A 24698-nucleotide genomic window follows, 5' to 3' on the forward strand; every position below is an offset into this window, starting at 1 on the left:
GAGGTGGTGCCGAGTGGGCACGCTGCCGGCCTCGGGAGGATTTTGTTGGCCGGTTGCTCGTTTCCTATTGTCTTGTGTGAAAGGAGGAAAGTGTTCATGGCGATGACGACGATTCGCAGCGTTGGTGTCGTTGGTTGCGGCCTGATGGGCAGTGGTATTGCCCAGACGTGTGTGCAGGCCGGCTATGAGGTCGTGGTGCGTGAGGTCAATGAGGAGTTGTTGCAGAAGGGGCTTGGGCGTATTGGCGAGGCCTGGGAGATGCTGGTGAGTAAGGGCAGGGTTTCCCGTGAGCAGGCTGAGGAGTATCGTGGGCGTTTGCGCGGGACGCTTGCATTGGAGGAGCTAGCTGCTTGCGATGTGGTGATTGAGGCAGTTGTTGAGCGTATGGAGGAGAAGCTGCGTCTCTTTACGGCCTTGGATCGCTTGCTCAAGCCGGAGGCGCTGATTGTGTCGAATACCTCTTCGCTGAGTGTGACGCAGATGGCGGCGGTGACGCGGCGTCCACAGCAGGTCTGTGGGTTACACTTTTTTAATCCGGCTCCGGTGATGAAGCTGGTGGAGATTGTCAGGCCGATTACTGCCTCGGAGGAGACGATTGAGACGGTGCGTCGCTTTGCGGAGTCGCTAGGCAAGACGCCGGTTCTGGCCAGGGATACCGCCGGCTTCATTGTGAATTTCTTGCTCATTCCTTATTTGCTCTCGGCCATCCGGATGCTGGAGAATGGGATGGCTTCGCGCGATGATATCGATACGGCGATGAAGTTGGGGTGTGGCTATCCGATGGGGCCATTTACGCTGTTGGATTATGTGGGCCTTGATACGACCTTGTGGGCGGCGGAGGCGATCTATGAGGAGTATAAGGAGCCGCTCTATGCGCCGCCGCCTCTGCTGCGTCGTATGGTGGCGGCGGGGATGCTAGGCCGTAAGAGTGGTCGGGGCTTCTATGAGTATTCCTGATCCTGCTCCTGGCGCGCTGCTTTGCTTCCTGCTTTCTGGCTGCGTCTTTCTCTTGCTCGTGCCCTTCTGTGCCCAGGCGCGGCGCAGGGGGCCGCTCAGCGCGGCCAGCGAGGGGGTGGGCGGCATGGCGAGGTGTTCGCGGTTGGGTCTGGTCTGATGGTGTGGCTGGGGCTGGGGTCGGTGGCCAGCTGTTTCTCTACAGGCTGGCCACTGTTGCTTGTTGCGGCTGTGGTGGGATAGAGGGGAGGGGGGCGAGCGGGGTGGCCTGGGTGGTCCGTTCAGTCCTCTGCTTCGTCGTGCTCATCCTCTTCGGCCAGGGAGACGTGTGGTTCTGGCCCTGGGGGGGAGGCTGAGTGGTGAGGCTGGCGGCTGCTTGGGTGGGCCCGCTCGAGGGGCAGGTGTTGATGGTGGTAGAGGCGGTTTGAGAGCAGGGCGTGGTTGGCTGTCATGGCGACCTGGAGGGATTCGACGAGCTGCTCCAGTCGTTCGATGCTCTGGAAGACCTGCTGGAAGGCGGCCTGGTTGCCGTGGTAGGGTTCAACGGCGCTGCTGGCGCTGTTGCTGCGCTGGATGGTCAGATGTTGCTCCCAGTTCCTGGCCAGCTCGCGCAGGGCGCTGTAGAGGCGCTCCAGGCGCTCGTCGAGGACCCTGCCAATGGCTTCCATGAGGTCGTCCCAGGAGAGTTCGGTCTGGACTTCGATGGCTTCGGCTTCGGTTTCGGTTTCGGCTGAGGGAGGTGGGGCTGGCTCTTCTCCGCCGCTGGACCCGGGGGCGGGGGAACCGTCAGGTATGCTCTCGCTGGGGCTGGGGGTTGGGGGGTGCTGGTGCTGGTTGAGGAGTTGGTTGAGGAGTTGCTCGATGCCCATCAGTTGAGCGGCCAGCAGACGGTCGAGTGTGCTCTCGATGTGCTGTTGCTGCTGGTGCTGGCGTTGCTCGATTTCGTGGCCCAGGGCTTGCGTCAGTCGGGTCTGCTGGGTGCCGAGCTTTTGGCTGAGGGCAATGTTGAGTTCGTTTTGTTGGTCGTTGAGTTTGTGGGTCAGGCTGCGAAGCAGCTCCTGCTGTAGCTGGTTGAGGCGCTGCTCAAAGTCGCGGCTCAGGGTGCTGAGGCGCTGCTCGATGCTCCGCTCCATCTCCTGGCGGTGGATGGTCAGGCGGCGTTCGAGTATGGTGTTGAAGGATTGCAGTTCATCTTCGGTGAACGACATAGCCACGTCCCTTTTGTTCTTCCTGGGTGAGCCTGCAGACAAGTATAGGGGGAGTGGGGACGATTGTCAATTCGGTGGGTGATGGGCCTGCTCAGCGCTCTCAACTGGACCCGGCTCGGCGGCGACCTCTTGTGTTACAATAGGGGATGGGGTGCGCTGCGTTGCGGCTGTGCAAAGAGTCTTGCGTGATGAGGTGCAGGCCATGCCACGTGCCATTGATTTTCATGTGCATCTGCCGACGACTGAGTTTATCCAGGTGACGCTTGGTCCTTATGCCAGGGCCGCCGAGCGCTTTTTCCGGACGGAGGTCAGGCTGAAGGATATTGAGCAGCTGGCTGCCGATTATGCTGCGGTGGATATGGTCGGGGTGCTGCTGGCCTGGGATGCTGAGACGGCGACCGGTCTGCCTCCTCTGGGCAACGATTATGTGGCGGCGATTGTGCAGCGCTATCCACAGCAGTTCATCGGCTTCGCGAGCGTTGATCCCCATAAGGGAAAGGCGGCTGTGAAGGAGGTCGAGCGGGCCATTAGGGATTTGGGATTGGCTGGGGTGAAGTTCCATCCCGGTGTGCAGGCCTTCTATCCTCATGATCGGGCTTTCTATCCATTGATGGAGAAAATTCAGGAGCTGGGGGTGCCCGCTCTCTTCCATACGGGGACGAATGGCCTGGGCGCCGGGGTGCCGGGGGGGATGGGGATTAAGCTTGATTATACGCGCCCGATTTATTTGGATGCGCTGGCTGCCGATTTCCCGGGCTTGACGATTATCGGAGCCCATCCTTCCTGGCCCTGGCATGAGGAGATGATTGCGATTCTGCAGCATAAGGCCAATGTCTATAACGATCTGTCTGGCTGGTCTCCCAAGTATATCCCTCAGTCATTGCTGCGCGAGGCAGCCACCCGCCTGCAAGACCGTATCCTCTTCGGTTCAGACTACCCTTTTATTACGCCACAGCGCTGGCTGCGCGATTTCGAGGCGCTTGATTATTTCACTCCCGAGGTGCGCGAGAAAATTCTGTGGCGCAATGCTCAGAAGCTGCTCGCTCATACAGCGGTGGCGCATATGCACTTTGGCTGACCGCTGTCACTCTTCTCCGGGGAGGGACATGCTCGTGTAACTTCCTGGGTCTCTCGCCCGTATATCTCTCAGTTTTAGTGCTGGAGAAGGAGGTACCCTTGGGATGATGTCTCGGCAGGAGGGTGAAGCTTTCCGTGATATCCCCTCCGGGCACTATGCAGGGGAGCCGCAGCCTGCTGGTTCTGGTGGTGGGCCTGAGTTGCATCCGGTCGGAGAGCCTTCAAAGGTCTATCCGCCTCGGGCAGAGCAGGTCAATCTTTTTCGCTTCTTGGTCGTTTTGATGGCGATGGTGACGATCCTCGTTCTGGCGGTGATCTGTCTGGTCATTGTGGGGGGCGCCATGCCCTGGCTCAGCTTCGGCGCTGGTTCCTTTACTGTTTTCCTGGTCACGGTAGTGGCCCTGGATAAGATAAAGTAGGGTCATTCCGTCGGCTTTGGCGTTGGTGTGCGTGTCGTGCGGTCAGCCGAGGGTGTCGAAGAAGCTGGCTGGTGGCAGCGTTGGTGGCAGGCGTGAGATCAGCTGCTCGTCGATGCGCTGGCCGGCCAGTTCCAGGGCGCTGAAGAGGACGCCGATCACTGGTTCGAAGCGGGGGCGGATAGGTTGCGCCTGCGGTGAGCGGCTGTGGACGCGGGCAGTGATGGCCTCGGCCAGCAGGGGAGAGGGATGGCGCAGGACGCCGCCGGCCAGTACGAGGGGAAAGGGCTGGCCTTCGAGGCCGACGCGCCGGGCGGCAACGTTGGCAAAGTCGCCCAGTGCGCTGCCGTGCTTGCTGACCAGGTGACGGGCGACGCTATCTCCGGCCTCAGCTTCGTCAAGGAGGGCGGCGGCCAGTCCGCCCAGCGGGCGAGTTTCCTGTGGCAAGCGTGCGCTGAGGCGGTGGAGGACCTCTTCGACGTTGCTGGCGCCGAAGTAGGCCAGGACGCGCTCGCGTAGGGTGGTGGGTGGGCTGATGCCAAGTTCGGCGTGGAGGACGGCGGTTAGGACTTGCTGACCGAGGTGGCTGGCCCCCTGGACGCTGTCCTGCCAGTGGCTGGAGTGCCAGGTGCGTCCGTCGGGCCCTCTGGCTCCGGTGGCGGCTCCGGTGCCGCAGATGATGGAGACGCCGCTGTTGGTTGTGCTTCCCATACAGGCGGCGTGGAGGACCCCGAGGGCATCGTTCTGGATGAGCAGCCGTTGCCCGTAGCCTCTGGTTCTCATGGCGCTCTCCAGGAGGGTGAAGTCTTCTGGCCAGTCGGCCCCGGCCATGTTGAAGATGGCTGCCTCCAGGTCTGTGGGGTGAACTTCGGCCCGTCTCAGGGCAGTTTCGACGGCTCGTTCGATTTCGAGCAGGGCTGCTGGCTCGTGGGCTCTGGCTTGCTCTCCTGGGGAAATGTGGTAAATGTCGCCGCAGCCGGCGCGTCCGTAGCCGCGGATCTGTCCGTCGAGGGTGGCCACTAGGGCCAGGGTTTTGGTGTTGCCGCCGTCTACGGCCAGGACGTAGTTTCTCCTCATTGTTCTTCTCTTCTTTTCCCTCTCTTGTCTTGTGTCTGCCTAGTGGACTTGTGTCTGCCTAGTGGAGCAGTCGCTCGGGCAGATAGGCGCGATGGGCGGCGGCCATTTCGTCGTAGAGTGCTTCGGCCTTGCTTAGGGAGAGGACCAGGGGGTGGCTGGCCAGGGCGCGGATGGCGTCGCGTCGGTTGCCGTGCCAGGCCGCTTCTGCTGTCAGGGCCTGGTATTCGGCCAGCTGACCGATGAGGCCTCGCAGGTGGGTCGGTAGTGGTTCGTGGACCAGTGGGGTGACGCCCTGACGGTCGATGTAGCCGGTGATTTCAACTACACGGTCGTCGGGTAGTCCGGGGAGGGCGCCCCGGTTGGGAACGTTGACGTACCAGAGTTCGCCGCGGTCGTTGTAGATGGCGTCCATGACGTCGATGGCTAGTTCTAGTTCGTGGAGGCCACCGCGTGAGCGTGTTGGGTCGAGGGCCGGGGTCTCGCGCTCGGCTTGCTCTCGGTAGTGGGCCCAGTAGGTGGGGACGCTGGCTATGATGTCCTGTGCGCGCGTTGTTGGCTTGGCCTGCAGCTCGGCCAGGAGTTCGTCTTTGTAGTAATAGTACTGCAGGTAATGGTTGGGAAGGGCCTGCATGCTTACGGCCAGGCGGAGTTGTCGCAGGGTGTAGCGTAGCTCGGGGTCGGGGCTGGTTTCTCCTTCGGGATGCTCGCGCTGTAGGCGCTCGTAGGTCTCTTCTAGCAGTGGGAGAATGTCTTGTCCGTCGTAGCGTGGGTTGATTCCCCAGGAGCCGTGGTTGAGGCCGCGGAAGCGTACGCTGAGCCTGGCCGGGTCCAGGCCGGCGTAGCGTGCAAAGCGGGCGGCGTCCATGATGGGGCCTTCGCAGAAGGAGATGGTGGGAATGGCGCTGTGGTGGGTGACGGCTTCTGAGATGATGTTGATCGGGTTGGTGTAGTTGAAGAGGCGGGCCTGCGGGCAAACGGCTTCCATGTCGGCGATGATCTCTTGCATGATGGCTATGCTGCGCAGGGCCATGAAGAAGCCGCCGGGCCCCTGGGTTTCCTGGCCGATGATGCCATGCTTGAGTGGAATGCTTTCGTCAAGGTGTCGGGCTTCGAAGCCGCCTGGCCGGTAGCTGGTTAGCACGGCGTCGCAGTCGCGCAGCCCGGCTCGCCGGTCCGTGGTGCTGCTGATGGTGAGATCTAGTCCGCGGGCCTGTGCTAGTTTGCGGGCGATGGTTTGTACGATCTTCAGGTGTTCTTTGTTGAGGTCGATCAGGATGATCTCGGAGCCGTTGAAGTTCTCTCCTTGAGCGATGAAGGAGGCGAGGGTGCCGGCTGCGCGTGTGCTGCCTCCTCCGATGTAGGCGAGTTTGATGCGGGCCACGGTTTCCTTTGTTCCTCCCCTGGGCTGAAACTGATCTAGACAACTAGATGATTCCAGTATACACCCTCTTGTCCAGGTCCCTTTGTCTTCTTCAATCAGTTCCTCTGGTTGGGTCGCGGTCGGCTGGCTGGTCAGGGTCGGTGGTGCTGTGCCAGACGGTGCTGACCAGGGTGGGGAGTATTTCGCCTGCCTTGCCGCGCAGGTCGTAGAGTCGGCTTGGTTTGAGGCCGTAGCTGGTTTCTTCTCTCAGCAGTGGTGTTGCTTCGGGGTTGATGACGGCGACTGTTGCTCCTGCTCGTAGGGCGGTGTGGGGGAGTGAGGCTGCTGGCTCGACGATGCCGGAGGTGCCGACGACCAGGAGGACGTCACAGCTGAGGACGGCCTGTAGTGCCTGGTAATAGGTGTGTTCGGGCAGCAGTTCACCGAACCAGACGACGTCTGGCCGCAGGTAGCTGCCGCACTGGGGACAGCGCGGGGGGATCTCTTCTTCGCTGGCTGGGTCTGGGGGGGTGGCTGGGTGACCCTGGGCGAAACATTTGGTGCGGAAGAGGTTCCCGTGCAGTTCAAGGACGCGGCTGCTGCCTGCACGTTGGTGCAGTCCGTCGACGTTTTGGGTGATGATGGTGACTTCTTCTACGTAGTGCTCCATTGCTGCCAGGGCCCGATGGCCGGCGTTGGGGTGGGTGGTGGCGGCTTGCTGGCGCCGCTCGGCGTACCATTCCCAGACGCGACGTGGGTTGCGTTCGAAGGCTTCGCGCGTCGCTAGTTCCTCCGGGTTGAAGCGTGTCCAGAGGCCACTGGTGGCGTCGCGGAAGGTGGGGATGCCGCTCTCGGCTGAGATCCCTGCCCCTGTCAGGACTGTGACCCGTCTGGCCTGGCGCAGGGCCTGGCGGAGTTCTTGAGGGATGTTTTGTTTCATGTCTCTCTCTTTGCTTGCTTGCTTCCGTTTGGCTTGTCTGGGGGTGTGTGGGACCCTTCTCTTTTTTTGGTTTCTGGCTCTTTCCCTTCCCTTACTCTGGTTCCGCCATGTCCATATCATAATGTATGGCGTATGTGGCTTTGTTGCAAGAGTGGTGGCTGTAGGGGTTGGCGAACTTGGGGGGTGCTACCGTTTGCTCGCTTTCGGATTCGATTCTGGGGCTTCTCTCCTGCTGGTAATGGTAAGATGCTCTATGGTGGCAGGTTGCTCTGCTGCCGTTCTGGTTCCAATCTGGTTCCGGGCACTGGTTTACGGACAGCAATGGAAAGGAAGGTTTGCAGAAGGTGACTGAGAGTCTAGACGTGCTTGGCTTCGCTGGTCTGGGGCGAATGGGCTTTCCTATGGCTCGTAATCTGCTTCGTGCTGGCTACCGTTTGCGCGTCTATAATCGTACGCCTGCACGGGCTGGGGAGCTGGTGGCTGAGGGGGCAGAGCGCGTTGAGCGCCCTCGTGATCTGGCCCAACCGGGGGGGGTCGTCTTTTCGATGCTGGCGGATGATGCGGCGCTGGAGGCGGTGACGTTAGGGGACGATGGTCTGCTGGCTGGTCTGGCTCCTGGCGGGGTGCATGTCTCGTTCAGTACCGTTTCGCCTGCCATTGCGCGCCGTATGCAGCGCTGGCATGCAGAGCGGGGCTGTGCCTATGTGGCGGCTCCTGTGGTGGGACGGCCTGATGCTGCGGCTGCCGGGAAGCTTTGGATCTGCCTGGCTGGTGAGCCGGCGGCCAGGCAGCGGGTCTTGCCTTTCTTGCAGTTGCTGGGCCAGGCTGTCTTTCCATTTGGCGATGAGCCGGCTCTGGCGAATGTTGTGAAGCTGGCGGCCAATTTCTTAGTCGGTTCGGCTCTGGAGGCTCTGGCTGAGGCGCTGACTCTGGCTGAGAAGCAGGGGGTTGAGCGGGCTGCGCTGATGGAGATGCTGGCGCAGACGATTTTCGCCTGCTCGGTCTATCAGAACTATGGACGTATGATTGCTGAGCGTCGTTTTGCTCCCGGTTTCTCGCAGCGCCTGGCTCTTAAGGATCTAGGTCTGGTTTTGGATGCTGCCGATGAGGCTCGGGTGCCCATGCCCCTGGCTGGTCTCCTCCATGATCGCTTGCTCAGCGGCGTTGCTCGTGGGCGAGGCGAGGAGGACTGGACAACTCTGGCGCGGGCTGTTGATGAGGCTGCTGGCCTGGCGTAAGGAGTGAGTAGAAGGTTGGGAGAGGGAAAGGAGAGAGCAGGCTCCTGGCTTTCTCTCTCCTTCCTCCCCTTTTTTCTTCTAGTGGATGATCCCGTAATGGAGTTTGAGCAGGAGGATGCGCTCGACTGATTGGTTGATGCGCGCTTCTGTGAGGTGGCCTTGCTGCAGTGCAGCCTTGAGAGCACTGACGACGTCTGCCACCTGGCTTGGTGTGTAGGGACCTTCGATGAGGTCGTTGCCGGCTTCAATGGCCATGACGGATGCTTCGCTCAGTGACCACTGTTCGCTGATGCCTCGCATGTAGAGTCCGTCAGTGATGACCACTCCGTCGTAGCCGAGTTGTTGTCGGAGCACGCCGTCGATGGCCTTTGGCGAGAGCTCCGCTGGCAGCTGCGGGTCGATGGCTGGCATCAGGACGTCGGTGGCCATGATCATGGCTGGTTGGTCTTTGGGAATCATAAGGCGGTAGGGCGCCAGGTCGATCTGCTTCAGGGTGGCCAGGCTGCGGTTGACTACTGGGAGGCCGCTATGGGGGTCCGAGGTGATTGCTCCCAGTCCTGGAAAGTGCTTGAGGCAGCCGGCAACCTGGTGGTCTTGCAGTCCCTGCAGGTAGGCACCAGCATAGGTCGCTACTGTCTGTGGATTGCTTCCGAACATGCGTGTCTCTAGCACGGGCGGGTCCACGGTGTGGACGTCGACGACTGGCGCCAGGTCACTGTTGATGCCAAGCTGTTTCATCCATTCAGCAGCCTGGCTGCCTTGCTGGTAGGCATAAGAGGGCTGTCCCGTGGCGGCCATCTCTTCCGCTGAGGGCAGAGGACCGTGAAATTTGTAGAGCCTGTTGACAAGCCCCCCCTCTTGGTCGGTGGCAATCAGCAGGGGAATCTTGGCGTCCTGCATGGCCTGCTTCGAGAAGGCTGCTACGGCGTCAATGCTGTCATAGGGTGCGTCGAAGTTGTGGTTGCTTTCCTGGTACATGAAGCCGCCAACGTATTGATCGCGGACCATTTCCTGCAGGCCGCTGCCCTGGTAATCATGGCCTAGATACTCGACAATGATGAGCTGGCCAAGCTTCTGGTCAAGGGTCATGCTGGCCAGGATCTGCTGGGCCCTGGCAACTAGCTGCCGGTCGCTCTCCTGGCTCCTCCCTCGCCAGTCGGGTCGGGCCGGTGCAGGGCGCGAGATCGCGGTTGCCGAGGCCGAAGGTTGCTGACTCGCCCCTTCGCTGCTTGGGCCACAGGCCCCCAAAAGAAGCAATAATGCACATATAACGATATAGGGGATACTTTGTTTTTTCTTGGTAACCAAAATCTTTTTCTTCATTATTGTACCTGTCAGCCTTTGGCGTGGCGGGTGGTGAGCATTGTCGATATGCTCTCTGCTGCTTAGCATAACTCTCCCCCGAAGGGTTCGGACGGTACAGGCAGCAACTGGTAACAGGCTGAGAGAAAGAGGCTGTTGTCTATGCTGGGTGCGGTGCTGGTTGCGTCCAGTGCCCGGCTGGGCGTTTGCTGCGCTCTTTGTCGGGTAGGGGGGTGTATTTCATGACTATAAGAATCTCCGAACTGGTAACAATTTCCCTGCTCTGTTAGCTGGACTGGCCCATTCTCTTGGCTATAAGCAAAACTCATCTTAGAGGAGCTGGGTGACTTGACGCGGCGCGAGCCTGACGGCTATCATCCCAAGCAAAGCGAGCGTCTCAAAGGGCGGATCGTTCCCCTGGCGCGTCGCGTCGCCAGCAGAGCAGAGCAGAAAGGAAATCCTCAATGAGCGAGCACTCCCATCGCTACGACGTCATCATCATCGGAGCCGGTCATAACGGCCTTGTTGCTGCCGGCTACCTGGCGCGTGCTGGCAAGCGCGTTCTTGTCCTTGAGCAGCGCGACCGAGTAGGGGGCGCCTGCACACTCGAAGAACCCTTTCCAGGCTTCAGCGTCTCCCCCTGTGCCTACGTTGTCAGTCTCCTGCGACCGGAAATCATCCGCGATCTTGAGTTAGCGCGCTACGGCTTCGAAGCCTACGTCAAAGACCCCCAGATGTTCGTTCCCTTCCTGGACGGCAGCTACCTTTTCATTCGCGCCAGCAGCGAGCAAACAGCCGAAGGAATACGGCGTTTCTCGCCGCGCGATGCCGCCGCCTACCCTCGCTTTCTGCGCTTCTTTGAACGCGCCTCGGAGATCCTCACGCCGCTCCTGCTAGAGGAGCCACCCACCCTGGCTGAGCTGGCGGCGCGCTTTCGCGGCGAAGATGAAGAAATCTTCAGCCGGCTCATGTTCGGCAACCTCTATGATCTGCTCGCCGAGTACTTCGAATCCGACCAAGTGCGAGCCGCTTTTGCCGGTCAAGGCGTCATTGGCAGCTTCATCGGACCCAAAACGCCGGGGTCCGTCTATGTAATGTGGCACCACATGTTTGGCGAGGTGAACGGCCAGCGCGGCCTCTGGGGCTACGTCCGTGGGGGCATGGGCCGCATCAGCTTCGCCCTGGCGGCCTCTGCCACTGCCCACGGCGCCCAGATCCGCACTGGTGCCCCCGTTGCCAACATCCTGATCCACAATGGGCGAGCCGAGGGTGTGCGTCTGGAGAACGGCGAAGAGCTGCGCGCGCGCGCTGTCCTCTCTAACGCCGATCCCAAACGGACCTTCTTGCAGCTGTGTGCCGACGCTGACCTTGATCCCAGCTTCCTGGCGCGCATCAAGCGCTTTAGAACAGAAAGCCCCGTCATCAAGATCAACCTTGCCCTCAAAGAGCTACCGAGCTTTACCTGTCTGCCGGGCAGTGAACCCGGGCTGCAGCACGCGGGTTCATGCGAGATTTCGCCGACCCCCGACTGGGTGCAGCAAGCCTACGAGGACGCTCTGCGCGGTGAGCTGTCGCGCCATCCCTACATCGAGGCCTACATGCAGTCGGCCACCGACCCCTCACTCACACCGCCGGGCAAGCACCTGATCTCGATGTTCTGTCAATACGCTCCCTACCATCTGAAAGACCAATCCTGGAGCGAGGAAGTCAAAGCAGCAATGGTCGAGCGCGTCATCGCCACCATGTGTGAGTTCGCTCCCAACTTCGCCGACGCCATCATCGACCGTCAGATCCTCAGTCCAGTGGACATCGAGCAGCGCTATGGGATGACCGAAGGGCACATCTTCCACGGTGAGATCACCCCCGACCAGCTCTTCGGTCAGCGTCCGGCACCCGAGTGCGCCCGCTATCGCACCCCGATCGCCGGCCTCTACCTCTGCGGGTCAGGCACCCATCCCGGTGGGGGTGTCATGGGAGGACCCGGCCACAACGCAGCACAGGCTCTGCTACGCGACTGGGGAGAAACTTCCAGAATCTCCTAGCCCTGGCAGCCAGCCCTGTCGCTGGCTCTGGCTGCCGCTACAGAGCATTGCATTATGACTATAGGAAACACAAATTTGAGGGGGGAGGCAGTCAGGCTATCCATCCCTGGTCAGCGAGCAGTGCCAGGGCCGCGGGGAAGTGTGCCTTCAGCCAGAGGCGCAGCTCCTCGTCCAACGGTGCCCCCAGGGTCATCGGCGCCTCATCGGGATAGCGGCGCACAGTCAAGCTAGAGGCATGAAGAAACTGGCGCCGCAAAGTCGCCTGGGGTGTTCCTGGCAGTGGAGGAGGAGCGTAGGTCTGGTCGCCGACCAGAGCATAGCCCAGAGATGCCAGATGGACCCGGATCTGATGAATCCGCCCCGTAATCGGGCGGGCCTCCAGCAAGAGAAACGATCCCTGTTGGGTCAGCACACGGACCACCGTCTGAGCCGACAAGCCCTCTGGTCCCACCACACAGCGTCGACGATCCTGGGGGTCGCGCTGAACCGGTCCATCGAGCAGCCAAAGGCTCCCAACGGGTAATGGCAGCGGCTCCTCTCCAGCGATCGCCAGCACAGCCGAGTCGGGCTGCTCTCCTACCTCAGCCAGGCTGGCCATCTCTCGTTTTGCTCCCTGCTCCAGCTCAGCCAATGAGAGGCGGAGCACCCGCAATGGCTGCAGTGGTCGTGTCCAGTCTGGCGCCCCGGCGAAGGCCACCGCCAGATAGCGCTTGAGCACCCGATGCTCATTGAACTGCCGTCCCAGATAGCGTCGGGCGTTCTCCGTTCGTGCCAACAAGACCACCCCCGACGTATCCTTATCTAAGCGATGCAAGAGCACCGGTCTGGGCAACGGTCCCTCCTGCTTTCGCAAGCGTGCTATCCGTCGCTCGCGCAGCATCAAGCGTACCGCCTCGGGTGCCCGCTCCCAGCCTGGTTCATCGGGCAGCTCCGGTGGCTGCCACTCCTCCGGCCCCTGCCGATCCAGATAGGCCAGGATCATATTCCAGAGCGTATCGTCAGCATGCTTATAGGTCGGATGAATCACCACACCCGCCGGCTTATTGACGGCCAGCATATGATGATCCTGATAGAGAATCAGACCAGGGTCTAGCTCCATCACAGAAAACCACCTCCTGCCACCGGCTTCAGAGCGTGCCCGCTCTTTTTCCCGCGCGCTCGGCACAGCGAGTGTCTCCAGGCAGGCTCACATTGTCAGGGTATTATAGACCGCGCCCCTGGGAGGATCAAGAGCCAGCCCCGGGCGAGTCCGTCGAGGAAGAGGGGAGACTGCCCACAATTTCCCCGACATGATAGAATGTGTAGGATACGGTCCAGGGAAGGCAGAGAGAGGTATGAGCATGTCTCTGATCCAGTACTATCGTGAACACCTGCAACTACGCAACCCGGTGCTGATCGCCGCCTTAGCCGGCTGGAACGACGCCGCCGACTCAGCCACTACTGCCATCAAATTCCTGATAGATCGCTGGAAGCCCGTGAAGATTGCCGAAATTGACAGCGAAGACTTCTACGTCTTCACTGAGACGCGGCCTATCGTGCGCATTGTCGACGGCACGCAGCGTTCCCTGATTTGGCCCGTCAACCAGTTCTCCGCCCACGGCCTTCCCGAGCAAGAGCGCGACATCATCCTCTACCTGGGGGTAGAGCCGCAGCTCAAGTGGCGCACCTTCAGCGAGTGCTTTCTCGAGATCTGTCGTCACTTCCACGTCTCGGAGGTCATTCTGCTGGGGGCCATGTTGGCGGACATCCCCCATTCGCTGGCAGTTCCTATTACTGGCACCTCGTCGACGCCCGAGCTTCAGGAGCGGCTACGCGAGCTGGACATTCACAACTCTGGCTACGAGGGCCCCACCGGCATGATCGGCGTGTTGCAGGACGCTTGCCGCCGCGCGAGCATCCCAGCAGCCAGTCTCTGGGCGGCAGCGCCCCACTACCTGGCCGCCACCCCGAACATCAAGGTGACGGCGGCCCTCTTAACCTATGTCAACAGCCTCCTCTCCCTCGACCTCGACCTCAACGAGATCCAGGCGGACGCCGTCCGCTTCGAGGAGCAAATTACCGCGCTGGTAGCCCGTGATCCCGAAGCCAGCGCCTACGTCCGCCGTCTGGAAGAACAGATCCATGCCCTGGCAGACGAGGAGGATGAGGACGACGAGGATGATCCAGAGGACGAGGAGGAGCCACCCACGGTAGAGACATCCCGCGGCCTGGCCACCGACCTCGACCATCCCGCCGGCACTGGCCCCCTGCCGAGCGCGGATGTGCTCATTCGCAGCGTTGAGGAGCTGCTGCGGCGTGAGCGCGAACAGGGGCCACCCACCGATACCGACGATTCCAAGGACGAGGGTTGAATGAGCAACCGGCTGTATACGCTTGAGGAAGTGCTGCACCCGCGCTCTGTCGCCATCATCGGCGCATCGCGCGCCCCCCAGAAGTGGGGACACGTTGCCGCTCGCCAGCTATTGGCGAGCTTTCCGGGCGAGGTCTATCTGGTCACGCCCAGCGCCCCCGAGATCCTTGGCCAGCGCACCTACCCCAGCCTGCGCGCTGTGCCCGAACCTGTCGATCTGGCCATCATTACGACTGCCTTCCAGCATGTGCCTGCCGCCGTCGACGATTGCATCGCTCACGGGGTCAAAGGCATCGTGATCGTCACCGCCGGCTTCAGCGAGACCGGCCCCGAGGGCCGCGCCCTCGAAATGGAGCTGGTCACTCGCTGCCACGAGCACGGCATCCGTATCCTGGGCAGCAACTGTATGGGGGTCTATGTACGGCGCGCCCGGCTCAATGCCCTGGGCATGGCCTTCCCCCTGCCAGAGGGACCGATCGGCCTGGTCTCCCAAAGCGGCAACCTTGGGATGTATCTCTACGCCCAGGCCCAGCTCGACGGCCTGGGCTTCACAACCTTCCTCAGCATGGGGAATGGCGCCGATGTACGCTTCCCCGAGTACCTGCAGTACCTGGCCAACGACCCCGAGACCAGGGTGATCGCTGGCTACGTTGAAGCCATCGACGAAGAGACGCTCCAACAGGTGACCCGCCAGCTCTATCGCCAGGGATGCTATAAACCAGTGGTCATCTTGCTGAGCGGAGCCACCGAGGTCGGGGTGCGCGCCGCTCTGGCTCACACCGGTAGCCTGGCAACGGTGCGCCCCGACCATGATACAGCCTTACTCGGCAGCGGCGTGGTGCGCGTCATTCGCTCGGATGAGCTGTATCCGGTGGCACGCGCCCTGGCACTCCAGCCACCGACGCCCGGCGGCGGACGGCGCATCGCCATCGTGGGCGACGGCGGCGGCAGTGTGGTAGCCTCTGGCGATGCCGCTTTGCGCTGTGGCCTGGAGGTGCCTCTCCTCAAGGAGGAGACGCAGCAGCAGCTGCGCGCCCTGATGCCCGCCCGGGCCACTGCCACCAATCCGATCGATGTCGCCGGCGCCGCCGACGAGGACCCGCTGGCTTTCGCTCGCCTGAGCGAGATCTGCCTGGCTGATCCCGCTGTTGATGGCGTCATTATTACGGGCCTCTTCGGCGGCTACCGCTGGTTGCTCTCAGAGGCTTTCGGGACCCGCGAGGAGGAGGCCGCTCGCGAGCTGGGTCGCCTCGTGCGCCAGTACGCCAAGCCGGTCCTGGTCCAAACGATCTACGCTCGCTACGATAAGGAGATCCCAGCTCTCCAGCTCCTACGCGAGGAGGGCATTCCTTACTACGAGTCGATTGAGATCACCTGTCGCGCTATGGCAGCTCTCGCCGAAATCGGCGAGTTCCTGACGCATATGGCCACCAGTCCCGCCAACCAGCAGCCTGAAAGGTGACGAGGCCGAGGAAGGTCGAGCCAGGCCGATCAGACGACCGCTCCGTCCAGCAGGATCTGACCCCCGCAGACGGCGCGGAGATTGTCCTCGCTCGACCTCCACTCGCCCCCGCCGCTTAGTCAGGCATCTGACTCAGTCAGCGCGCTCGACAAAGAAGCCCGGCAGGCGCTGGCTGATCTCCCAGGCTTCCCGAACAAGGCGCTCGATCAGTTCCTGAGCCGTCGGAATATCATGGATGAGGCCCACCACCTGCCCAGCCCATACAAAGCCTTCATCGAGCACTCCCTCCAGAGCCGCTCGCTTGTTGACAGATCCGCTGATGAGGGGCAGCAATCGGCGCAAGCGCTCATCAGCAGGCACCTGCTCACGCTCCAGCTCTTCTTCAACCCGGCGGATGCGCTCGGCTACCGGCCCTTTGAGCACGCGCGCCGGGCGCCCGATACTGCGCTCGATGATCATGGTATCTGTCTCTTGGGCTTCGAGCAGCGCCTGCTGATAGTGCGGGTGAGCGTTGCTCTCTCGCACAGCTACAAAGCGCGTGCCCAGCTCAATGCCCTCAGCTCCCAGGGCTAACGCCGCAGCAAGACCTCGCCCGTCGGCAACGCCACCACTGGCCAGGACGGGGATCTTGACGGCCTCGACTACGCGCGGCGTCAGGACCAGTGTCCCAATATCGTCGCGCCCGAGGTGCCCCCCACCTTCAAAGCCAACAGCGATGATGGCATCAGCTCCCAGGGCCTCCGCTTTGCGCGCGGCCCGCACACCTGCGACAAGCACCATCGTGTGCACCTTTACACCGCTCGCTTGAATGCGCTTGAGTAGCGGCTCGGGATTACCACCGGTGATGCTGATGACCGCCGGCTCTTCGCTGAGAGCAGCATCGAGAAATGGCTCAAGGGGAATATGCCCGATGGGGAAGTTGACCCCGAATGGTTTGTCGGTCAGCCGCTTCGCTTTTCGGATCTCGGCCTGCAGTTCGTCAGGCGTGGCAAAACAGGCACAGCCGATCTGCCCAAGGCCACCGGCATTGGAGACCGCTGCCGCCAGTTCGGCAAAGGAGAGATGGGACAGCCCTCCCTGGACAATGGGATAGCGAATGCCGACGAGTTCGGTAAAGCGCGTCTGCATGCGCTCAGGTAGCGATGTCAAGTGCGTTCCCGCCTTTCGCCGACCGGGTTCACAATGGATGCGACAGGTTCTTCTTCGCTTCCTGCCTTCGTTGGCCGGCAGACGATATTATACCATCGACGCCGCTCGCTCTCTCCTTCCCTCGCGCCATTCTTCACCGGTCAATCGTTCCAATTGTATGACTGCCACATACAATCACTTGAAGTGGCCTGCTGCTCATCATCTGATGATGGTCATCTGTGTACAATCTCTCCTTTGCGTAAGGGAGAGAGCGGCAAACTGCTGAATTGACAACGATTGTGGATTCGCATATACTAGGCTATACAATCTTTAAAGGCTCCAAATGGCGAAATGAACCCCATCTGTAACCTATAGTATTTCCCATGAGATAGCAGGTAGGACGAAGCCAGGCAGGGACTATGAGTATCACTTTTTCACTGGACAAGAGCACGCGCACTCTGCTCTATCAGCAGCTTGCCGAACAAATCAAAAGCGCTATTGTGAGGGGAGAGTTAACCGAAGGCATGCAGCTGCCGCCGGTACGTCGCCTGGCGGCGGAGCTGGGTGTGAGCACGACGACGGTCGCCCAAGCCTACGACCTACTCGCCGGCGAGGGGGTGATCGGCGGTCACGTTGGACGCGGCACCTATATTCTTTCTTCCCCGCTGACAGCCCTGGCACGGGCACGCGCCCCTTTCGGGGGGGATTTCCAGGCGAGCAGTTCGTCGCTCTCGACCTGCCAACGGCAACGGCTGGACTGGGCCGCAGGCTGGCTCGGGGGATTAGCGCCGCAGGCCAGCCGTGCCGGTCGCTTGCAGTGGCTGACTCAGCGCGCACTGGAGCGCTGGGGCGATCCCTCAACCCTGCTCAATCTGAGCAGTGGCTACCCCGATGTCAGTCTCTTTCCGATCGAGCGCTGGGAGCGCTCAATGGCACGTGCCGGGCAGCTTCTGGCCGAGGAGGCGCGGCGGGCGGCCAGCTTACAGGTTTTGCAATATGGTTCGACCCTGGGCGACGAGGCCCTGCGCAGCTACCTGAGCCACTATTTCGCACGTTTTGGCTTCCAGGCAGAGCCACAGGAGATTTTGCTCACAAGCGGCAATCAGCAAGGCTTGGATCTGGTCGCGCGTGTATTGCTGGCGCCGGGCGATCCGGTCTTCATCGAAGAACCGGCTTATCTGGCAGCTCTGGATATCTTCGAGCAGCAGCGTGCGGTCTGTCATCCGATCGCGGTCGATGAGGAGGGTCTGCGTCTCGATCTGCTGGAGCAGGCGCTGGAGGCGCCCGCGGTCCGTCCTCGTCTGCTGTGCATCGTGCCGACAGCTCATTCGCCCACGGGTGCTACTATGTCATGCCAGCGTCGCCAGCAGCTGGTCGAGCTGGCCTGTCGCTACAATCTCTTGGTCGTCGAAGATGACTACTGCAGCGAGCTGTTCTACGATGAGTCAAGATGCGAGCCACTACCGGCCCTGCGGAGTTTCGACCGCGAGGGGCGCGTGATCTATCTGAAGAGCTTCAACAAGTTGCTGTTTCCAACGCTGCGTCTCGGCTGTATCGTGGCAGCTCCTCCGATCCTGGCGCGCCTGGTCGAGGGCAAGCAGGCGTTCGCGCGTGGCGCTTCGCTGCCTCTGGCTCGTGCTCTTCTGGAGCACCTGAGCGATCCCGCCTTCGAGGAAGAGCTGAACCTCTCTCGTCAGGAGTATCGGCGGCGCCGCGATACATTGCTGAACCTGTTAGAGGAGGAGCTGACCGGGCTTGAGTGCCGCTGGACGGTACCAACGGCAGGCTTCAATCTGCTGCTGGTGCTGCCGTCACAGCTGCAAGAATATGAGGTGATTGAGAAGGCCGCTGATCGTGGCCTGCTGCTGGCTCCTGGTCAGCTTTTTCGCGTCGAGAACAGCCAGCAACAGCCGCCGAGCGTGCGCCTGACTTTTGCCGATAAGTCGCCAGAGCAATTGCGCGAGGGGGTCAAGCGCTTATCGTCGACGCTGCGCGCTTTGTTGCATGGGGGGAGTTGCAGCCAGGGCCAGGCCTCGCCCGATCTCTTCACCGCTGTCTGAGGTCTGGAAACCCCGGAGGTGCGAGGCTCCCTGGCTTGTCTCCTCGTGATCCTCATCTCCCCCCTCACGGGCAGCTATCTCGCCACCAGGTCCGCAATAGAGTAGATCCCACCAGGGGAGGGTAGCACTATCGAGATCGATAGCTTGCTCTTCACCGATCTCTTCAGTGCGCCCTCTCCATGAGCGATAGGCGAGCAGAGGCTCGGGGCTGCGATGCTCGCGTTATTTCTCGGGTTCAGCTGCCTCTGCCTTGGCCACATCCCAGGCTATGAGAGGAGGATAGAAGAAGCTCCAGCAGCCCACTAGCCAGCAAACGAGGGTTAGGCCAGTCAACGGCTCGGAGGTGTGGAGGGGCCAGCCGGGGAAGTACCAGCTGATTAAGCCGAGGCCCAGCAGCAGCCAGGCCAGGAATGCGAGTATAAGCAGACAGAACAGGTCTGCCTTCCTTGGGTCTTTCAGAACGCTCCAGAGATAGAAAAACAGCGCTCCGATCCAATAAGGTAAGCAGATAATCGCCATCCAGAGCACCATCTCGACCTGCCTACTACGCTGCCAGGCCACAGTAAACGGATTGGAATCTTCCCAGCCGGGGCTGAGCGCAGATAGCAGCCACTGCGCTAGCGCGAGGGAGATGAACAGCCACAGAAATAGGGCCATAGTGTGCAGCACCGGCTTACATCCATTCCACAGAGAGGAGAAAAGCCTTTCGAACATTTTGCATCTCTTTTCTGCTCGTGGAAGAGGATCACACTACACTGAGGCCCAAGCAAGGGTGCCCTTGAGCAGGAAACCTGTTTTTCCGCTGCTGGTTCCCATATACAAGAACGCCTTATCTGAGTCTGATTAAAGCCTCTCCGGCAGGTGCAGACTCTCCAAGGACATCCAGGATACCGGGCAAAGGTGAGAGGGTAGTCGTCTGCGGCCAGCTAAAGCGTCTGCGAGAAAGGAGCACGTTGAGAGGTTGCTGCGCTCGTCTGGTCGGACCTCATCCGCTCAGCCAGGCAGAAAGGGGCGAAAGCAACGTACATGGTTCGGTTCGGAGAAGGTTTTAAGAGAATGACCACCATCAGCTCGTGATCCTGCTCCAACTCATCTACCAGTTGACGCAGTTCGTCAAGGACAGCGCGATCAATGGCGTTGAGCTGCTCCGCTCTTCCCCCTGGCTCCGCTTTGACTCCAGTTCCAGTGAGCGCGGTGGTCTATTGCTGGCTTCTACCTTACCACCGCGCTCCTCTCCTCCTTGTTATGGAGACTGCAGCTCTTTGCGTTTCACACCGTTGCTCGGCTTCTGCATGCTCCGACTGCATTTACACCAATTGCTGAGCTTGGCGCAGGTTCTGCAGTAATGCTATCCTGGTAGGGCAGAGTAAGAACGGCGAGCAGGAGGAGCGCTTGCTTCTCAAGGACCAGACAAGCGCCACAGCCTCGCTTTCTCGCTCAGGCTGAAGCTGCAGCACTCCTCTTGCTCTGTCAGGTATTGATGAGGGACCAGCAAATCATGAGCAGTTCAGCGGAGCAATCTGCCGAGCACCAGCCTGAGAGGCCATTTTCTGGGCGTCGGCATACGTATGTGATCGATCCCGAGAATCCAGGCGAGTTGGCTCGCCTGACAATGCAGGAGCGCATCATCACCGAGGGCATGGGCGGCCTCTTTCCCGAAGGGCTGACGCTTCCCCCGACGGCCAAGGTGCTCGACCTGGCCTGCGGCCCAGGTGGCTGGGTCCTGGATCTGGCACGCTCCTATCCCGATGCCGAGGTGATCGGGGTCGATATCAGCCCGGCTGTCGTAGAGTACGCAACGGCCCAGGCTCAGACACGGCATCTGGCAAATGCCAGTTTCCAGGTCATGGATGTCATGGAGCCGCTGGCCTTCCCAGAGGCGACTTTCGACCTGGTGAATGGCCGTCTGCTATCCGGCTTCATGCTGCCCCCAGCCTGGCCGCGTCTGGTGACCGAAGGCTATCGCCTGCTGAAGCCAGGTGCAGAGCTACGCCTGACCGAGGGCGAGCTGTCTCTCACAACCAGCCCGACGCTAAGCGCCTTGCACGAGCTGGGAACGCGCGTTTTGAAGATGGCTGGACGCAGTTTTTCGCCCGACGGGCGCCACATCGGGATCACCCCCGTCCTTCCGCGCTTACTACGCCAGGCCGGTTTCGAACAGGTAGGCCTCCATGCGAGCGCCATCGAGTGGTCGATCGATACCCCCGCCTACTATAGCCTCTTTAAAGATTGCCTGATGGGCTTGGAGCTTATTCAACCGTTCTTGCTGGGCGCCGGTTTAATCGAACGCGAGGAGCTACAGCGTCAGATCCAACAGGCCCTGGCCGAGATGCAACAAGGCGACTTCTGCGCACTCTGGACCTTGGTAACCGTCTGGGGCCAGAAGCCAACAGCGCCTTCGCCAGCCTGACCTTGTGTTAGAGCTGGCCCCCAAGCACCAGCAGGAGCAGAAGGATGCTCAGGAGGAGACCACTGAGCAGCAGGAAGGCGATGAGTCGGGCCTGACGGCTGGTTTCGTCGACAGCAATGTTGATGGCCAGCAGCAGGCTCTCATCGTTTGTGGTCGGCTGCAGCGGCTCTGCTGAATAGCCCCCCCTCCCAGCGCTCGCATCGGGGGACCAGCGCCTGAGATGCGGGAGCCGTGGCCGGCCCAGGCCGCAACGCAGGTAGAGATAGCAGAGAACCACCAGGCCGCCGAGCAATACCATGCAGACGATCAGAATGAGCAAGGGTAGCATAGGGTTTCGCTCCTTCTGTTTTTCACGGCACCTATACTCCTTCTTTTTGTTACCCCAGGAAAAGCGTTGATCACTTGACCCCACCTCTACTTGTAAGGACGCTGACCGCTGGCTTCCGTGAAAAACAAGCGCTCGGGTCTTCACCCATATTCACGAGCTGAGCAGCTTCCACCGAGACAGACCCTTCTCCTCGCTGGCTGGACAGAGAGGCAGGCAGCGAAAGGCAGGCAGAACGGCCAGGTCGGTAGAGGACCACATGGACCACCTCCACCACACACCACGGCTGAGATTGTGGCCGCCCCGCTGGCTGTGATACAGTACAAGGGCGCCGAGAGAACGTGTTTTGAAACGAGGTGTTCTATGAGTGATCACGACCAGTTGGAATCGGCCACGCTCGCCGGCGGCTGCTTCTGGTGTACAGAGGCCGTCTTCAAGCGCGTTAAAGGAGTGGTGAGTGTGACACCAGGCTATGCCGCCTCCCAGGTTCCAAATCCCAGCTATGAACAGGTCTGTTCGGGGAAGACTGGCGCCGCTGAGGCCGTCCAGATCCGCTACGATCCGCACCTGATTTCTTACGAGCAGCTGCTCGACATCTTCTGGCATACCCACGATCCCACAACCCTCAATCGTCAGGGGAACGACGTCGGGACGCAGTACCGCTCGGCCATTTTCTACCACAACGATGAGCAGCGACGCATCGCCCTGGCTTCGAAGGAGGCTCTGGAGCAGGCGCGGACCTACCGCAACCCGATTGTGACAGAGATTGTGCCCTTCAGCAACTTCTATCCAGCAGAAGATTACCACCGCGACTATTACGATCGCCACCCGAATCAACCTTACTGCATGATTGTCATTACTCCCAAGGTACAGAAACTGCTGAAGGAGTACACCCCGGTAGTCAAGGAGGATCAGGCGCGGACCTGATGAGCCAGGCCCACAGCGAAGAACACCGCAGTCAGCGCCAAGACCACGCCTTGAAGCGAACGGGAAGAGCAGCGGGTGACCCCAGGAAGCGAGCAGGCATGAGCTTGAGCACAAAATCAAAGCGCCTGGACTGGGGCCACCTTCTTGGCTGAGAAACGGGAACGGGACAGCCTGCACCAGCAGAGTCCACGACGAGGCGCTTGCCCTTAGAGGACCGCGGTCACGCGGCGCAGCTTGCCATCGCGCAGAAAGTTCACGACAAGGCGATCGCCGGGCACATGGCGCCGTACAATGCGCTGCAGGTCGCGTGGCTCAGTGACTGGCTCACCGTCGGCAGCCACAATGATGTCGAGGCGGCGCAGACCAGCTCGCTCAGCAGGACTGTCGTGGTGGACCTCCAGTAACTCCATAGCGCTGGGCTGGCTCAGTTGGAGGCTCCGCCGCAGGACAGGATCAAGCTGGATGCGCATTCCTCCAACTCCCAAGGCGACGCTACCTGCTCGCACTGTCCCCCCCCGCGTGATGCGGGCAATAGCTCCCTGAAGCGCCTCCAACGGAATCGAGAAACCCAGTCCCTGGGCCAGCGCCACCATCGCGGTCGTCATACCCACAACCCGCCCGGAGCTGTCAACCAGTGGGCCGCCCGAGTTTCCTGGGTTGATGGGGGTATCGGTCTGAATGAGATTGGTGAGGCGGCGCCCCCCGCGCCCCTCCAGGGTGCGCCCGAGGGCGCTGACGACACCTGCCGTCACAGTCCAGTTCAAGCCGTAGGGATTGCCCACGGCAATCACCAGCTGGCCTACCCGCAGCTTCCCCCGCCCAAACTCGGCAACCGGCAGACGGTCGGCGCCAATGCGCAGGAGAGCCACATCGGCATCAGCATCGGTACCGACCAGGCCAGCATCAAAGGAGCGCCCATCGGCCAGCGTCACCCGAATGCGCCGCGCTCCCTCGACAACGTGGGCATTGGTAAGCACCTGCCCATCGGAGGCAAAGAGAAAGCCTGAACCCAGCCCGGTTGCATCGAAACCGGGTCCACCGTAGGCCGGGGAAAGGTAAGGCCAGCGCAGCCCGCCGCGCTCAACGTCAATTCGCACGACCGCCGGCCCCACCCGCTCCGCTGCCGTTGTTACCGCACGCGAATAGGCATCGAGGGCCTGTGCATCTCGTTCTTCTGTTTCCATCATCGCTGCAAGCTTTCTGACGTGGAACCCCATTTTTCGCCAAGCGTGCGAGGCCGCGAAGCAATGAGATTGCTTCCTATTGTATCACATACCAGCATCAAAAGGCAGAGAGCAGAGCGGGGCAGAGCCAACGGGCCAGGCGCCAAGTGAAATGCGCCTGACCCAGAGCGATAGCTCAGCTCCAGCGAGCCAGTAGCCTGCCTGCTGACTGCTCGCGCGCTCTAGTGGACTCTCTTGCTAGAGGTTGCCCAGCAGCTCCATGAGCTGCACCAGCTCGCGCCGGTCATCGGCCAGAGGCACCAGCGCCACGATCAGTTCATCAAGCCCCTGAGCCAGTAGCTCACGCAGGCGGGCGGCCACAGTGGTCTCATCACCCCACACAACCAGATTCCTGATCAATTCTTCTGGCAAGAGGCCATCGGCCCCCAGGGGATAGCCCGCATCCGCGAACATGTTACGATAGAAGGGCGCGCGCCCATAAAAGCCGAGATGGCTGCGCGCTGCCTCCAGGACCACCCGCCAATCCGTTCCCAACACCACCGGCACGTGGGCCAGCAAGGGCGGCACCGGGCGCCCGCGTGCGGTGGCGCCTTCAACCAGCGCCGGCCTGGCCTTCTCCAGGAGATAGGGATGGGGACACATCCAGGAAATGGCCCCATCTGCCACTTCGCCCGCCAGACGGAAGGCCCGGCTGCGCAGCGCAGAGACGAGTATCGGGACGCGCATGGGTCGGGAGAAGGTGGCACGTGCCGTGTAGAAGCGCCCCTGAACGTCCACAGTGCCATCCCACAGCGCCGCTCTCAGGATGCTCACATACTCGCGGAGCTGCTCCAACGGCTCCACCATCGAGAAGCCGTAGACCCCCTCAATCGAGTGGCGATGACTGGTCCCTACTCCAAGGCGCAGGCGGCCTGGCCCCAGCTCCTCCAGCGTGTAAGCCTGCTGGGCCATGACCAGGGGATGCCGCGGGTAGGTCGGCACAATGGCCGTTCCCAGGCGGAGGCGCTCCGTCTGCACCAGAGCCGCGGCAAACAGCGTCAGAGTATCCGGCAAGGTTGGCAGCTGCGTCATCCAGAACTGACAGACCCCAGCCTGCTCGGCCTGACGAAGCCTCTCTAGAAGATGAGGCACAGCAGCGCTTCCAAAGAGTGCCAGCCCAACACGCTCGCGCGCCGGCTGGTTCGCACTTCCCTGCCCGTGAGCCGAAACGGTGCTCTGTTGCTCCATCAATCTTCTCT

General features: G+C 61.2%; 20 protein-coding genes. 10 read left to right on the forward strand and 10 right to left on the reverse strand.

The features are described from left to right. Positions 1-96 precede the first annotated feature (96 nt). Positions 97-957: a 3-hydroxyacyl-CoA dehydrogenase family protein gene (locus tag N688_RS10025; protein WP_238321076.1), complete on the forward strand. Its 861-nt coding sequence runs from the start codon at positions 97-99 to the stop codon at positions 955-957. A gap of 278 nt (positions 958-1235) precedes the next feature. On the opposite strand, the gene N688_RS10030 is transcribed toward N688_RS10025, so the two are convergent. Further along, complete coding sequence (locus N688_RS10030; RefSeq protein WP_052889151.1) at positions 1236-2162, reverse strand: hypothetical protein; 927 nt, start codon at positions 2160-2162, stop codon at positions 1236-1238. Positions 2163-2364: 202 nt separating this feature from the next. On the opposite strand from N688_RS10030, the gene N688_RS10035 reads away from it, so the two are divergent. Together N688_RS10035 and N688_RS10040 are read left to right on the forward strand one after the other, a co-directional pair. Further along, complete coding sequence (locus N688_RS10035; RefSeq protein WP_052891446.1) at positions 2365-3240, forward strand: amidohydrolase family protein; 876 nt, start codon at positions 2365-2367, stop codon at positions 3238-3240. Between the two features lie 103 nt (positions 3241-3343). After that, positions 3344-3658, forward strand: coding sequence for a hypothetical protein (locus tag N688_RS10040; RefSeq protein ID WP_052889152.1), 315 nt, complete (start codon positions 3344-3346; stop codon positions 3656-3658). 42 nt (positions 3659-3700) lie between these two features. On the opposite strand, the gene N688_RS10045 is transcribed toward N688_RS10040, so the two are convergent. The 3 genes from N688_RS10045 to N688_RS10055 form a co-directional block, all read right to left on the reverse strand. Then, a complete protein-coding gene (locus tag N688_RS10045; RefSeq protein WP_052889153.1) occupies positions 3701-4732 on the reverse strand; it encodes an N-acetylglucosamine kinase in 1032 nt (343 codons plus the stop codon). 58 nt (positions 4733-4790) lie between these two features. Continuing rightward, positions 4791-6113, reverse strand: a complete 1323-nt coding sequence (locus tag N688_RS10050; protein ID WP_052889154.1) for a family 4 glycosyl hydrolase — start codon at positions 6111-6113, stop codon at positions 4791-4793. Between the two features lie 91 nt (positions 6114-6204). Beyond that, positions 6205-7032: an SIR2 family NAD-dependent protein deacylase gene (locus tag N688_RS10055; protein WP_052889155.1), complete on the reverse strand. Its 828-nt coding sequence runs from the start codon at positions 7030-7032 to the stop codon at positions 6205-6207. A 344-nt stretch (positions 7033-7376) separates the two neighbouring features. Here N688_RS10055 and N688_RS10060 point away from each other — a divergent pair, with 344 nt between their 5' ends. Further along, a complete protein-coding gene (locus N688_RS10060) occupies positions 7377-8270 on the forward strand; it encodes an NAD(P)-dependent oxidoreductase (RefSeq protein WP_202901886.1) in 894 nt (297 codons plus the stop codon). Between the two features lie 78 nt (positions 8271-8348). Here the strand turns inward: N688_RS10060 and N688_RS10065 are convergent, their stop codons facing one another. Continuing rightward, positions 8349-9359 (reverse strand): glycoside hydrolase family 3 protein, encoded by a 1011-nt coding sequence (locus N688_RS10065; RefSeq protein WP_052889156.1) that lies wholly within the window; start codon positions 9357-9359, stop codon positions 8349-8351. Between the two features lie 677 nt (positions 9360-10036). Between N688_RS10065 and N688_RS10070 the strand changes: the two genes are divergently transcribed. After that, a complete protein-coding gene (locus N688_RS10070; protein ID WP_052889157.1) occupies positions 10037-11614 on the forward strand; it encodes a phytoene desaturase family protein in 1578 nt (525 codons plus the stop codon). Positions 11615-11705: 91 nt separating this feature from the next. On the opposite strand, the gene N688_RS10075 is transcribed toward N688_RS10070, so the two are convergent. Beyond that, on the reverse strand, positions 11706-12713 hold the full coding sequence (locus tag N688_RS10075) for an RluA family pseudouridine synthase (protein WP_052889158.1): 1008 nt from the start codon (positions 12711-12713) through the stop codon (positions 11706-11708). Between the two features lie 235 nt (positions 12714-12948). On the opposite strand from N688_RS10075, the gene N688_RS10080 reads away from it, so the two are divergent. Both N688_RS10080 and N688_RS10085 read left to right on the forward strand, forming a co-directional pair. Further along, on the forward strand, positions 12949-13965 hold the full coding sequence (locus N688_RS10080; protein ID WP_052889159.1) for a PAC2 family protein: 1017 nt from the start codon (positions 12949-12951) through the stop codon (positions 13963-13965). After that, a complete protein-coding gene (locus tag N688_RS10085; protein WP_052889160.1) occupies positions 13966-15426 on the forward strand; it encodes an acetate--CoA ligase family protein in 1461 nt (486 codons plus the stop codon). 132 nt (positions 15427-15558) lie between these two features. Here N688_RS10085 and N688_RS10090 read toward each other — a convergent pair whose 3' ends face one another. After that, on the reverse strand, positions 15559-16554 hold the full coding sequence (locus tag N688_RS10090) for an NAD(P)H-dependent flavin oxidoreductase (RefSeq protein WP_052889161.1): 996 nt from the start codon (positions 16552-16554) through the stop codon (positions 15559-15561). A gap of 419 nt (positions 16555-16973) precedes the next feature. Between N688_RS10090 and pdxR the strand changes: the two genes are divergently transcribed. Continuing rightward, positions 16974-18614: a MocR-like pyridoxine biosynthesis transcription factor PdxR gene (gene pdxR / locus N688_RS10095; RefSeq protein ID WP_052889162.1), complete on the forward strand. Its 1641-nt coding sequence runs from the start codon at positions 16974-16976 to the stop codon at positions 18612-18614. A 1498-nt stretch (positions 18615-20112) separates the two neighbouring features. Then, a complete protein-coding gene (locus N688_RS10110; RefSeq protein ID WP_052889165.1) occupies positions 20113-21024 on the forward strand; it encodes a class I SAM-dependent methyltransferase in 912 nt (303 codons plus the stop codon). Between the two features lie 7 nt (positions 21025-21031). Here N688_RS10110 and N688_RS10115 read toward each other — a convergent pair whose 3' ends face one another. After that, positions 21032-21352 carry a hypothetical protein gene (locus N688_RS10115; RefSeq protein ID WP_052889166.1) on the reverse strand — a complete coding sequence of 107 codons (321 nt, stop codon included), beginning with the start codon at positions 21350-21352 and terminating at the stop codon, positions 21032-21034. Positions 21353-21712: 360 nt separating this feature from the next. Here N688_RS10115 and msrA point away from each other — a divergent pair, with 360 nt between their 5' ends. After that, positions 21713-22276, forward strand: coding sequence for a peptide-methionine (S)-S-oxide reductase MsrA (msrA, locus tag N688_RS10120; protein ID WP_052889167.1), 564 nt, complete (start codon positions 21713-21715; stop codon positions 22274-22276). Positions 22277-22482: 206 nt separating this feature from the next. On the opposite strand, the gene N688_RS10125 is transcribed toward msrA, so the two are convergent. Together N688_RS10125 and N688_RS10130 are read right to left on the reverse strand one after the other, a co-directional pair. Beyond that, positions 22483-23463 (reverse strand): S1C family serine protease, encoded by a 981-nt coding sequence (locus N688_RS10125; protein ID WP_052889168.1) that lies wholly within the window; start codon positions 23461-23463, stop codon positions 22483-22485. Between the two features lie 234 nt (positions 23464-23697). Beyond that, positions 23698-24687, reverse strand: coding sequence for an LLM class flavin-dependent oxidoreductase (locus N688_RS10130; protein WP_052889169.1), 990 nt, complete (start codon positions 24685-24687; stop codon positions 23698-23700). Positions 24688-24698: the final 11 nt, after the last annotated feature.

It is taken from the genome of Thermogemmatispora carboxidivorans (assembly GCF_000702505.1).
Classification (GTDB): Bacteria; Chloroflexota; Ktedonobacteria; order Ktedonobacterales; family Ktedonobacteraceae; genus Thermogemmatispora; species Thermogemmatispora carboxidivorans.